Origin of the sequence: uncultured Roseobacter sp. (genome assembly GCF_947499265.1) — a bacterium.
In the GTDB taxonomy this organism is placed as follows: domain Bacteria; phylum Pseudomonadota; class Alphaproteobacteria; order Rhodobacterales; family Rhodobacteraceae; genus Roseobacter.
This window is the reverse complement of the sequence record NZ_CANMNK010000011.1, coordinates 60,679-72,866: the sequence shown is the minus strand read 5'-3', so window position 1 is coordinate 72,866 and position 12,188 is coordinate 60,679. Positions and strand designations below refer to the sequence as shown.

12 protein-coding genes, 1 tRNA gene and 1 pseudogene are annotated in these 12,188 nt (G+C 56.2%); 5 read left to right on the top strand and 9 right to left on the bottom strand.

Going from position 1 to position 12,188, the window contains the following annotated elements; genetic code table 11:
* Positions 1-127 precede the first annotated feature (127 nt).
* Both Q1A63_RS23430 and Q1A63_RS23425 read left to right on the top strand, forming a co-directional pair.
* A complete protein-coding gene (locus tag Q1A63_RS23430; protein ID WP_298976592.1) occupies positions 128-586 on the top strand; it encodes a GatB/YqeY domain-containing protein in 459 nt (152 codons plus the stop codon).
* A 36-nt stretch (positions 587-622) separates the two neighbouring features.
* Positions 623-1,357, top strand: coding sequence for a phosphotransferase (locus tag Q1A63_RS23425; protein WP_299632615.1), 735 nt, complete (start codon positions 623-625; stop codon positions 1,355-1,357).
* Here the strand turns inward: Q1A63_RS23425 and Q1A63_RS23420 are convergent.
* From Q1A63_RS23420 to ctaD, 3 genes are all read right to left on the bottom strand, one after another.
* Positions 1,354-1,836 carry a DUF2244 domain-containing protein gene (locus Q1A63_RS23420; protein ID WP_299632614.1) on the bottom strand — a complete coding sequence of 161 codons (483 nt, stop codon included), beginning with the start codon at positions 1,834-1,836 and terminating at the stop codon, positions 1,354-1,356. The genes Q1A63_RS23425 and Q1A63_RS23420 overlap by 4 nt on opposite strands.
* Before the next feature lie 261 nt (positions 1,837-2,097).
* A complete protein-coding gene (locus tag Q1A63_RS23415; protein ID WP_299632613.1) occupies positions 2,098-2,682 on the bottom strand; it encodes a peptidoglycan-binding protein in 585 nt (194 codons plus the stop codon).
* Positions 2,683-2,867: 185 nt separating this feature from the next.
* A complete protein-coding gene (gene ctaD, locus Q1A63_RS23410; RefSeq protein ID WP_299632612.1) occupies positions 2,868-4,538 on the bottom strand; it encodes a cytochrome c oxidase subunit I in 1,671 nt (556 codons plus the stop codon).
* Positions 4,539-4,836: 298 nt separating this feature from the next.
* Here ctaD and Q1A63_RS23405 point away from each other — a divergent pair, with 298 nt between their 5' ends.
* Together Q1A63_RS23405 and Q1A63_RS23400 are read left to right on the top strand one after the other, a co-directional pair.
* Positions 4,837-6,087 (top strand): ATP-binding protein, encoded by a 1,251-nt coding sequence (locus tag Q1A63_RS23405; RefSeq protein ID WP_299632611.1) that lies wholly within the window; start codon positions 4,837-4,839, stop codon positions 6,085-6,087.
* Positions 6,084-6,515 (top strand): response regulator, encoded by a 432-nt coding sequence (locus tag Q1A63_RS23400; protein ID WP_298976581.1) that lies wholly within the window; start codon positions 6,084-6,086, stop codon positions 6,513-6,515. Before Q1A63_RS23405 ends, Q1A63_RS23400 begins: the two co-directional genes overlap by 4 nt.
* Here Q1A63_RS23400 and lipB read toward each other — a convergent pair.
* On the bottom strand, positions 6,512-7,210 hold the full coding sequence (gene lipB / locus Q1A63_RS23395) for a lipoyl(octanoyl) transferase LipB (RefSeq protein ID WP_298976580.1): 699 nt from the start codon (positions 7,208-7,210) through the stop codon (positions 6,512-6,514). The genes Q1A63_RS23400 and lipB overlap by 4 nt on opposite strands.
* Positions 7,211-7,252: 42 nt before the next feature.
* A complete protein-coding gene (locus Q1A63_RS23390) occupies positions 7,253-7,921 on the bottom strand; it encodes a DsbA family oxidoreductase (protein ID WP_298976578.1) in 669 nt (222 codons plus the stop codon).
* Positions 7,922-8,143: 222 nt separating this feature from the next.
* Between Q1A63_RS23390 and Q1A63_RS23385 the strand changes: the two genes are divergently transcribed.
* Positions 8,144-8,229: transfer RNA gene (locus Q1A63_RS23385), tRNA-Leu, on the top strand.
* A 505-nt stretch (positions 8,230-8,734) separates the two neighbouring features.
* Here the strand turns inward: Q1A63_RS23385 and Q1A63_RS23380 are convergent.
* From Q1A63_RS23380 to Q1A63_RS23365, 4 genes and pseudogenes are all read right to left on the bottom strand, one after another.
* Positions 8,735-9,763: pseudogene (locus Q1A63_RS23380) on the bottom strand (recombinase family protein); the annotation flags it as partial.
* Positions 9,741-10,088, bottom strand: a complete 348-nt coding sequence (locus Q1A63_RS23375; protein WP_299632610.1) for a hypothetical protein — start codon at positions 10,086-10,088, stop codon at positions 9,741-9,743. The gene Q1A63_RS23375 and the pseudogene Q1A63_RS23380, both read right to left, overlap by 23 nt.
* Before the next feature lie 115 nt (positions 10,089-10,203).
* Positions 10,204-11,925 (bottom strand): type IV secretory system conjugative DNA transfer family protein, encoded by a 1,722-nt coding sequence (locus Q1A63_RS23370; protein WP_299632609.1) that lies wholly within the window; start codon positions 11,923-11,925, stop codon positions 10,204-10,206.
* The gene (locus Q1A63_RS23365) at positions 11,922-12,185 is read right to left on the bottom strand and encodes a hypothetical protein (protein ID WP_299632608.1); all 264 of its coding nucleotides are present in this window, start codon (positions 12,183-12,185) and stop codon (positions 11,922-11,924) included. Before Q1A63_RS23365 ends, Q1A63_RS23370 begins: the two co-directional genes overlap by 4 nt.
* Positions 12,186-12,188 lie beyond the last annotated feature (3 nt).

Here is a 12,188-nt window from a genome sequence, read left to right as displayed (position 1 = left end):
CCCGGTATTCTGACACAGGATGACGCAGCGGATTGTGTTGCGGCGGCCTGTTGCATTGGATAAGGTCCAAGGCTCGAAGATGCCTTGCCGCAGTTATTTGCGGTTAATCATTGAAGGATGCCTTGCGATGGAATTGCGCGAAAAAGTCTCTGTTTCACTGAAACAGGCCATGAAAGACAAGGCCGCCGATCGGCTCTCCACTCTGCGCCTGATCAATGCGGCGATCAAGGACAAAGATATTGCAGCCCGGGCCGAGGGCAACGAGGATGGTGTGCCCAATGCCGAGGTTCTTGCGATCCTGAGCAAAATGTCAAAGCAGCGGCTTGAAAGTGCGCGTGCCTATGAAGAGGGCGGGCGTCTTGATCTTGCGGAGCGGGAAAAGACTGAAATCGAAGTGATTGAGGAATTCCTGCCGCGGCAGCTGTCGGAAGCTGAAACCGAAAAAGCGGTGGCCGAAGCGGTGGCCGAGGTTGGGGCCGATAGCATTCGCGACATGGGCAAGGTCATGGCCATTCTGAAATCCAAATACGCAGGACAGATCGACTTTGGGGCCGTTGGCCCGAAGGTCAAAGCGCGGTTGAGCTGATTTCGACATTCGGCTGCGGTCGGTGAGGGAATGCCGATGCCCAAAGCGCCACCCGACACGCGTTTGTGGGGATACGATGGCCCGCTGACGGCCCTGCGCGGCGGCCATCGCAACAGCGCCTTCCGAACGGCCGTTGGCCATCACCCTGCCTTGGTTTTCAAATCGAGCAGGCGCAGCGCTGAGAGCCTGTTGTGGCTTGAACCAGTTCAGGCAGCGGCCCGCGAGGCTGGGTTTCAGGTGCCCAAACATGTACGAAGCCGACGTGGGCATATTCTGGAAAACGGGTGGACCTGTGAGCCCTTTATCGATGGCGCCGAATTTACGGCAGATCGGATGCCGGAAGTCGCGCGGAGGCTTAAACGCTTTCACGAAGCGAGCACCGGCATTGAGCAGCGTCCCGGGTTCGCCTCCTCCCTCGAACTGACAACGGTGCAGCAGGGGGGTGATGTCGACCTCTCGGTGATGCCGACGGGCCTTTTGGAGCAGTTGCGTGGCGCCTGGGCCGGGATGCCGGACGGTGATCGGGGGGTCATTCACGGAGACATTGGCACTGGCAATCTGATCCTGACCCCAAGCGGCCAGCCTGCATTGATCGATTGGGATGAGGCGCGTGTCGATTTGCGGATATTCGATACAGCGCAAGTTGTTAGCGACCCACCCGGTAATGACATTCAGCGCGGCTTGACGGCCTGGGAAATCGCCTGTTGCTGGAAGCTGGAACCGAAGCGCGCGCGATCCCTTGCGGCCCGGCATTTCGGGTGCGATTTCTAACGCCGCCAGGCGATCTGCAGCTCATCATAGAGCGACACCCGTTCATCTTCGCTCAGGAACGCCCCGATTTCGACCTCGCGGCCTTTGCCTTTCAGGGTGACGTAATGGGGCACGGGCCCATCTGTTTCGTATTTGGTGATCGTCGTCCAATAGCGGTTGCAATCCCATTCCTGCACTTCGCCCGTTGGGTCCTGCCGCACAAGCCGCGCGTCTTCTTCATCAAGCGTCAGCACTTCGGTGATCTGGCGCGCGCGGTGATTGCGCTGTAGCGCGTAGTAGATGCCCCAGACAGCTGCCAGCAAAAAGGGCAACAGGCCCCAGAGGATGGGTGAACCGAGCAAGGGCAGGGTGGGGATGCAGATCAGTGTGAAGGTGGCCAGAACAAAGGCTGCCATACCTCGGGCGGGCAGCGAGTTATGCGGCCAGAGCTTGAGGGTTTGCGGGCTATCGCCGGGGTCCGATGTCCACTGATAGGGCATGAAATGAGTTTACCGAGGCGTCGCGTGCGAAGCAATGCGACAGGTAGCCTTGCCTAGGCGAGACGACGGGGAAGCCCTGATTTATGGCAGACCCGCTTGCCATACCGTGTCGGGATCACGCCCGCCTATGAGGTCGAGCGCTTATAGAAAAAGCCCGCCGCGCGGCGCAGGGCCTGCCGCGGCGGTCAGTCAGCCATGATGCCGAATGGAACCGAGGATCACACCGAAGACAGAACGGCGTGCCAGGGCATCACGAACCTCTTAGTAGTCGCTGGTAAAGGCGCGCTGCTCGCCATAGACATTTGTGGTGCCTGTCGAGGCACCATTGGCAAACTCGGCGCGGTAGGTCTTCAGCAGGCCACGCGTGCCGTCGGGGGTTGCGGCAATCTGGCGGAAGGTCTGATCGCCACCCGCCTGGGCGCGGTTATGGGACCGCAGCAGCAACTCCTTTTCAAAGGACGTCAGGTGCCCACTGGGCTCGTAGCCCATGTAGCTTTGATACTCCGAGATCGCCGAACGGGTCTGACCGCCCAGCTGCCCGTCTACGGTGCCTGCGTTGAAACCAAAGTAATTCAGCGAAGCCTGAATCTCGCGGCCTTCCTGCGTAGCCGGGATCGCGGCGCGGTAGGTGCGTTTCTGTGTGGTGGCCTGGCGTTGTGTAGGCGCTGTGAAGATCGACTGTTGATTGGCGCGGTTGCGGGTCACGTTTTTCTGGATCTGGGAGCCCACGACCCCGCCGATCAGGGCACCAGCGATGAAATCCTTGCCGTCGGCGGCCACCCGGGCAGCAGGGGCAAATGCAATGGCTGCGGCAAGCGCGGTAGAGGTGATGCGTGTCGAGAACATATGTCTCTCCTTTCCTGTCATTGGAACGGAAACGCATCATGCGCGCAGGCTGTTCCGTCACGCGCACTCACGAATCTTCACACGGCCGTTCCGGCGGAGAGGCGCTGCAATCGGGTAGGGGGATCGGCAAAAAAAGGCCCTGATCGGGGATCAGGGCCTTTTGAGCGTGTCTTGGCTGAGCGGGATCAGTGCGCGTGCTTGTTGTCCCAGTCTTCCTGCTTTGGCAGCTGCTCGAACGTGTGTTCGGGCGGCGGCGACGGCAGGGTCCATTCCAGCGTATCCGCGTATTCGTTCCAGGGGTTATTCTCGGTCACTTTCTTGCCGGCGCGCAGGGCGTAAAACATTACGCCGAAGAAGAACAGGAAGGACGCGAAGCTGATGAAGGCACCGACGCTTGACCACCAGTTCCAGTAGGCAAATGCATCCGGGTAGTCGATGTAGCGCCGCGGCATGCCCTGACGGCCCAGGAAGTGCTGTGGGAAGAAGGTCAGGTTGGCCCCGATGAAGAACGCCCAGAAGTGCAGCTTGCCCGCCCATTCAGGGTACATGCGTCCAGTCATCTTGGGGAAGTAGAAGTAGATCCCTGCGAAGATGGCGAAGACGGCCCCGAGCGACATCACGTAGTGGAAGTGCGCCACCACGTAGTAGGTGTCGTGGTAGTAGCGGTCCACGGCGGCCTGCGACAGAACGATACCGGTCACACCGCCCACGGTGAAGAGGAAGAGGAAGCCGAAGGCCCAGAGCATCGGTGTTTCGAAGGTCACCGACCCGCCCCACATGGTGGCGATCCAGCTGAAGATTTTCACACCCGTCGGCACCGCGATAACCATCGTGGCCAGCATGAAGTAGGCCTGCTGGTTAAGCGACATGCCCACGGTGTACATGTGGTGCGCCCAGACCACGAAGCCCAGGGCGCCGATGGCAATCAGGGCCCAGACCATCGGCAGGTAGCCGAAGATCGGCTTGCGCGCGAAGGTCGCGATGACGTGGCTGATGATGCCGAAGCCGGGCAGGATCACGATGTAGACCTCGGGGTGGCCGAAGAACCACAGGATGTGCTGGTAGAGCACCGGATCGCCGCCGCCCGCGGGATCAAAGAAGGTGAAGCCGAAGTTGCGGTCCATCAGCAGCATGGTGATGGCACCCGCCAGAACCGGCAGGGACAGCAGGATCAACCAGCTTGTGACGAAGATCGACCAGGAGAATAGCGGCACCTTGAAGAGCGTCATGCCGGGCGCGCGCATGTTCAGGAAGGTGGTGATCATGTTGATCGCCCCCAGGATCGAGGAGGCGCCGGAGACGTGCACCGCGAAGATCGCGAGGTCCATCGAGAAGCCACCCTCAAGCGTCGAGAGCGGCGGGTAGAGCACCCAGCCCACGCCCGAGCCCGACTGGTCATTGCCGCCCGGTGCGAGCACCGAGCAGATCGCCAGCGAGGTGCCTGCGACGTAGAGCCAGAACGACAGGTTGTTCATGCGCGGGAATGCCATATCGGGCGCGCCGATCTGCAAGGGCATGAAATAGTTGCCAAATCCGCCGAAGAGCGCGGGGATCACGACAAAGAACATCATCAGAATGCCGTGGCCGGTGATCAGCACGTTCCACAAATGCCCATTGGGGGTGCAAGCCTCGCCTGACGAGAACAGACGTGCCCCTTCCATGCACATATATTGAACGCCTGGATCCATCAGCTCCAGCCGCATGTAGACGGTGAAGGCGACCGAGATGAAGCCGGCGAGGGCCGACGTGATCAGGTACAGAATACCGATATCTTTGTGGTTTGTGGACATGAACCAACGGGTGAAAAACCCGCGTTCATCATGGTGTTCGTGGCCGTGGATGGCTGCGTCTGCCATGCTCTTGCCTCCTGCTTAAGTAGTTAAATGGCGCGCAACGGTTCCCATGCCACGCGCCAGAGTCCTACTTGTTTTAGAGAGAGTTGTTGACAGGAGCAATGATCGTATTTGTCACAGTCCCAGAAATTTCCTGGCGGAATGCACCAATGAGGCTCAAAACACGCATAGATTGAATATTTTTACGCTCAATTCAAATCATCATGGCGCTCATTTACGCACGCTTAATGTTACTAAGGCACTTTCCTGCGCAGGTGTCGACGACTTCTCGTCATGGGTTAATGAGGTAAAAAGATCCGAAATGCAGGTGGTGCAACCGCAAAATATTCAGGCGACATCTGCGGTGGTGGACGAAAGCAGCATTGCGTTCTGGACACGGATGGCGGAGCTGGTGCCGGGCATCATATACATTTTCAACCATGCAACGATGTCCAATGAATACGCCAATTGCACGATTGCCGATCTTTTGGGGTATTCACCGGAAGAGGTCTGTTCGTTGGGGGAGACGTTGCTCCCCACGATCATCCATGAGGACGATCAGGATGCATTGTTCGACTATCTGAAATCCTTACAGGCGCTGCCCATAGGGACCGAAACAACCTTTGAGTACCGTGTCAAATCCAAGCAGGGCAATGAGCTTTGGTTGCGCAGCATCGATAGCATCTTTGAGACTTCGGATGACGGGGCGGTCCTGCGCCACATCGGCATCGCCGTCGACATCACCGCGCAGAAAGAGAACGAGGCGCGACTGATTGAGGTGAACGAATCGCTGGAGGCCCGGGTCGAAGCGCGCACGGAGACGCTGGAGGTTCTCAACAGCGAATTGGGCGTCTGCATGGCGCGGCGCACAGCGGAGTTAAACGACGTCAATCGAGATCTCAAGGACCTGACATATGTGGCGACACATGATCTGAAAGTCCCCATCAACAATATGATCTGCCTCACCCATATGCTGTCCGAGGCAGAGGGAGAATTGCCGCCAGAACATGCGGAAACACTGAGCTGGATGCGCGATGCCTGTCACCAGGCTGGGGAGAAGCTGGATGCGCTGATTTGTGTGGCGCAAGCGCACTCCGGGACATTTGGAGTGTTCGAGGAGGTTGACCTTAAGAGCGTCACGGAGCGTGCGCTGGTCAATCTGCATTTCCAGATGATGAAAGCGAACGCTGTGGTTTCCTGCGATTTTGACGTGCAAACCGTTTGGTTTGTACCCCGCGAGATGGAGAACATCCTGCAATCGATGATCGGGAATGCCATCAAATATCGTGCGCCTGAGCGCCGTCCCCGTGTCAAAGTGCAGTCTCGACAGCTTGAAAATGGGGTGGAGGTTTCGATCACTGACAACGGGTCCGGCGTGGATCTGCCGCGCGATCAGGACAAGGTTTTCGGTCTCTTTAAACGCGCGCACAGCACACCGGACGGTGCTGGCGTTTCCCTTTATTCCATCCGCCGGGTGCTGGATCGCGTGGGGGGCAGCCTTCATGCCTCCAGTAAGGTCGGAAAGGGTAGCTGTTTCTCATTTCAATTGCCAAACAAGCCGGAGCGCCTGTGACGACGACACTTGCATCCCTTGGGACGGTGCTCCTTGTCGATGACGACAAGGTTACCAATCTCATGCATCAGCGTATATTGGACCGCTCTGGTCTGGTCGACTCCATTGATGTCGCAACGGATGGCTTGGCCGCACTGGAATATCTCGAGGCACGCGTGAATGACAACAAGCCTATGCCTGAATTGATCCTGCTGGACATCAACATGCCGCGCCTGAACGGGTTCGAGTTTCTGGAGAGATATGCCAAGCTGCCCGTACCATTTCGGAGTTCAAGCACCCTGATTATCATGCTGTCCACATCAGTGCTGCGCGAGGACATGGAGCGTGCGCATAGGGATCCGCATGTCTACCGCTTCATCACCAAGCCGATCGACAAGAGCGACGTGCAAACGATTATTCATGAATACCATGAGCTCGTCGGCAGTTAAGCGTCTTTAAAGGGCTGGTTCAGATTGGTCTGCGATGTGACGGGTTCATCGCCGAACACATCGGCAAATTGCGCGCGGAGTGCAAGATCCACGTCCGCCAGACCAACAGGCAGGCCCAGATCCACGAGACTGGTCACCCCGTGCTCTTTGATCCCGCAAGGAACAATGCCGGTAAAGTGGCTCAGGTCAGGCTCAACATTGATCGAAACACCATGGAAGCTGACCCATTTTCGCAATCGGATGCCGATCGCCGCAATTTTGTCTTCGGGCATCTGCCCATCCCTATTGCTCTCTTTATCAGGCCGCTCGACCCAAACTCCGACACGCCCTTCCCGGACCACACCTTTGACGTTGAACTGATCCAGCGTTCCAATCACCCAACGTTCCAGTTGCTGTACGAATTTCCGCACGTCGCGTCCACGTGCGCCGACATCCAGCAGGACATAGGCAACCCGCTGACCGGGGCCATGATAGGTGTACTGACCGCCGCGGCGCGTGGGAAAGACAGGAAAGCGCTCGGGATCTATCAAATCATCCGATTTTGCGCTGGTGCCCGCGGAATAGAGGGGGGGATGCTCGACCAGCCAAATGCATTCTGATGCCGAGCCGTGTGCAATGGCATCGGCGCGCGTCTCCATCCAACGCTCCGCCGTGCGATAGTCGGTCAGCCCGTCCGATACAATCCATTCCACCATTGGGATGCCCTAACGCACTGTGGACCGGGCCGCAAAGCCAATTCAGGCCGCCGCCGTCTCGTCCTGCACTTTGCGCAAGACGTCTGCGTAGGTCTCTGCACCCTGCGCGCCGGTCAAAAGGTATTTACCGCTGAAAATCACCGAAGGCACCCCGGATATCCCCCGCGACGTCCAGAACTTCTGCTTGTCGCGCACCGATTGCGCATATGCGCCAGATGAAAGAACGTCGGTCGCGTCCGACGCATTCAAGCCAACGCTACGCGCCACTTGAACCAAAACGCCGTCATCCGAAACATCCAGCTCGTCGGTAAAATGTGCCGCGAAGAGTGCCAGTTTGAGCGCGTGTTGTTTACCTTCTGTCTCTGCCCAATCCAGCAACTGATGCGCGCGGAAAGTGTTTACGATTCTACTGCGATCTGAAAAATTGAATTCAAACCCCAGATCCGCTCCCAGATGCTGCAAGCGCGCGCGTGTTTCCTCGGATTGGGCGGGGGTCGAACCATATTTTTCCGCAATGTGCTCGGCAAGGTTTTGCCCGTCTTGTGGCATCCCCGGGTTGAGTTCAAAGGGGTGCCAGCGCAAATCGAAATTCAATCCGGTCGCGGTCAGCGCCTTCTCCAACTGCTTGTATCCGATAACGCACCAAGGACACATCACGTCTGAAACGATATCGATTTGCATAGTATCGAGAGTTTCAGAAGGGGATTTCATGGTGTGCTCCATCGGCATCAGCTTGATCGAAGGTCGGTTGCCTGAGGCCAAAATACAAGAGGAAAGAGGTAGCTTCTCTTTGGTTATGCCTTCAGAGGCGTGCCTGATCCCTGGGGGCCTAGTTCCCTCTGTGGCTACGCGTGACACATCATGGTGTTTTCATAAAATGGCTCTTCACAAGGTTGCCAGAGCAGGTTAAAGACGCTGGACGTTCCCAAGCGTGCGGATGTGGCGGAATGGTAGACGCGCAGCGTTGAGGTCGCTGTGGGGTAACACCCGTGGAAGTTCGAGTCTTCTCATCCGCACCATTTTACACAGAGGGTTTTTGAGGTCACCTAACACCTTGAAAGGTAAGGATGTTTTGGGTGTTCGATAACCTTCTTTTCGATCATATGTGAGCGGCTCTGACAGAGCCAATCTGAGCACCGTTTTCTTCATTGTGAGATCGCCAAAAGACCATATTTTCCAAGGGTTTGACAGGAATTTCATTGCAAGTTCGAAGCAGTGTTCGAAACGCCCAGCGGGCGGCACAGTTTTTGAGAGCTTTTCTGCGATAAGAAGCTTCTGGCGTTCCAGTGAGTCAATCTTCTTTTCATAGGCAGAGATCACGGCATCGCTGGTGGCATCAACAATACGTTGCAGCAAGGTGTCAGATTGCTTGGCGATCTTATCTTGTTCAGCTCTGAGCGATTTTTGATCAGCGACGGCGTTGGTCAAACGTGCATCCCACAGATCTATGAACATCGCGTTCGCAACTTTGGACAAACTCTCTGTTGGTTGCAGACCTTGCAAGATGCTTTCAAAACCCTCTTCGATCTTCGCGCGCGGTACAGATTTACGGTATGACTCGCACCCCTTTGTGTCGCAGAGATAATAGGCATAACGTTTGCGCGCGCCTTTTGACCAGCAGGAAGTCATCGGATTGTTGCAATCAGCGCAGTTTACGAACCCGCGCATTGGGAAGTCGCTGGCAATGTCTTTTCGAAACGGCGTCAGTTTGCGCCCGTTCTTGCGGTCCTGAATTCTCTGCCAGGTTTGTAGATCAATCAAACCTTCATGATACCCCTTGCGCAAAGAGATGTTCCAATTCGGTGCTTCCACATATCCGGCATAAATCGGACGGCTCAGCAGCTCGCTGACGCGTTGCATCCGGATTTCCCCGTTTGGCAGGCATTTTGGGTAATCCGGCTGTTTCTCAAGGAACCTTTTCACTTCGGCAAGTGACGTAAAACGCCCGGCGGCATATCCTTCCAGCGCCTCCTGTATGATCGACGCATAGGGTTCATCTCTGACCAGAATGTTCCCGTGCCCGGAGACACGACTGTATTTGTAGCCAATCGGTGCCTTGAAGCACCAATAGCCCGCCAAAGTCCGCGCGTGCATGCGGTTGCGCGTCTGCTCGCCGTTTTTCTCGCGCTGATGTTGTGCCACAGACGCAAGTAAGTTCTCGACAAGAATACTGTCAGAGTCCTCACCGAACTCAATTGAGGGGCTTTCAAGCGTGCCGCCAGCAGAACTGATCTCAGAGCGCAGCGTGAGGTGGGCTTCTAAACCGCGAGCAAGGCGGCTGATATCATCAATGAGAACCACAGGGCTCAGATTTCGATTTTTTTTGATCCAGGCAAGCATGGCGTCCATGCCGGGACGGGCTGCGAACGAGCCTGACATATCATCAGTGAAGACTTCCGCGACCGTATAGCCCTTATGTTTGGCAAACTCGCGGCAGCGGGTTTCCTGTGAACTGAGACCTGATCCCTCAACCGTTTGTTTAATCGAGGACACACGTCCATACACGACAGCAATGCGTTCCGTTAAATTATCAGGTTTTTGTTTTGTCTTCATGGACGGACTCCTTCGTGTTCTTCGCATCAACGGCGGCGGACGCACTTTCAAATTTTGAGGCTAGGAATGTTTCCAACACTACCACATCCGGTTCTGATCCAAAGGTGGGATCGTCCGGATGGCTGAGTTTTCCACAGGCAAGGTCTGTGTCATGCAGCTCAAACCCCAGATCGACAAAGGCGATCACGATCGTCCACAGTGCCTCAATAAACTCGCGCTTTTGATCCTCGCTCAAGCCCGGATCATCAATCATCGCCTGATACTTGGCGACATCGATCTTGAGTGCGCGGTGCGCACCATGTTTGGACGTTAGATCATCAGGCATTTCTGACCTCCTTTCTCTGCGGCCAACAAAAAAGCGAACCTCGCGCCAATGGCGCGAACAGTCCGCTTGTCATCTATACTCAGTATACCACAACCACTAGAACATTTACAGAACATCATGTGCTGCGCCGCATAAACATTGGATATTCTCCATTGATTAGAACAAGTTGCACTTCATCTTCTCGTCGCAAAAACTGCTGCAATTCATCAGGTAGAAGCATTGGCGTGCGGTGCTTTTGCGTGTTCCAGCTCTCTGTTGTGGATGTGCTGGAGCCGGTAGAAACGTTGTCAGCCAAGAGCCCCAGTGGACCTGTCAGGATGGCGGCTTCACCTCTGCCGGACATCGCACTTTGCATCTGTGCCTGGGCGCTTGGATCATTGGTTGAATGACCTGACGCCGTCGAGATGTTGTGCGTGGTTTGAACGACCTCGCACTCACCAAGCTTCTTGGAGAAGTAGTCAAGGGTGGTTTGGTCGTTATTACCAAACGCCTGAATGCATCCGGCATTGCCTATGAATGTTTCCCAGCCGTCGCGGTAATGCCGCTTGAGTTGCGTCAAATCCTGGATAACGATCATCATCTTCAGTCCAAAACCCGCCGCATAGCCCGCCGCTTGCTCGATTAAGGTCATGTGACCAAGCACAGGGAACTCTTCGAGCATCGCCAGCACTGGATGACCTGATGCGGGTTGTCCTTCGATTGCGTATATGCGTTCCAGCATCATTGAGATCATGAGGCGCAAGAAGCGTCCACAATCGTGCATGCGTTGCGGCGGCAGGCACAGATAGAGCGTCACACCCTTTGGATCGGTCTTCAGAGCATCCAAATCAAAGCTGGAAGAAGCAAAAAGACGCCGCATCGGACGGCGCTCAAGAAACTCCATTGATCGGCGCGCGGTCGATAGGACAGAGCCGCGTTCGCGATCTCCCATGGAGAGCAGCGCTTCCGCCGCTCCAACAATCACCCCGTCGAAGGCATCCGTGCGCTTCATCAAACCGAGAAGATATTCAAACGGCGTTGGATCATCTTTTTGAGGTGGTCCGCTGCGATCCCGCGCCATCTCTAAGGGCGCGCCACACATAAGATATTCATAGACGCTGACCAGATTGCGCGTCGCACGGCCTTTGTGAGTCGCCGCCACAAACAGGATGAGCCCCTTGATCAGGATGCGGGCACTATCATCAAAATGCTCATTCTCTGCATTGGTGCGGACAATCAGGGCGTCGGCAATGCTTGCCGCGACATCTATTCCCAGGTCATCCTCACCACGGATCAGATCAATCGCATTCCATGTCGCCATTTGTTCTTGGGGCAATCGTGATGTCCCGTACGGGTCCATCACAAAAGTTGTCTGACCGAGTCCGCCTTCAGACACCGGCTTGCCGCGATGTGCCGCTGTCTTGGCCGCCAACTCACCTTTCGGGTCCGTGACAATGACGCTGCCCGGATAGCGCAACAAGTTGGGGATCAGGATTGTGCTGGTTTTCCCGGCGCGGTTTCCGGCAACAATCAAATGGTGGCGATCATCGCGAAAGCCGATGTCCATCTGATCTGTTTCTGCCAGATCATCAATACGCTCCTGCAGGACGTCAATCTCTAGCGAGCGTTGATGCGCATCGCGCGCTGTGTCTGCCGCAATATCCTCTTGTTTCGCGCGGAGCTGTTCGATTTCGCGCACCGCGTCCGGTGACGCCACTGGCAACGTGCCGAGCAGGATATCACCATCCTTATAGGCCAATGCTGTAATTTCATCTGGTGTTGCGAAACGACTTGTTGCGAGGGGGCTCTCCCCCTCGCATCTGTCTGTGCCGCGAGGCAGATCGCGGTAACCGGTCACAGGGACGGGTCCATGTCCAAAGACCTGCCACAATAGCGGCATTCTGCCTTGATCGTTTCAAAGCGGTCCGCATCACCGCCGCCTTCTGCTTCATCACGAACAACTGCCGATGCGGCGTCTACGGTCGTTGTCTTTTCGCCAGCGTCTTCAAAGGCAGGTGCTGCTGATTGATCAGGCGACAACCGCCCCTCAGGAACATGTTGCTTGGCAACAGATGTCCCCGAAGATGTAACAGGATGGCGTTTGGAAGTATCGCTCATGGC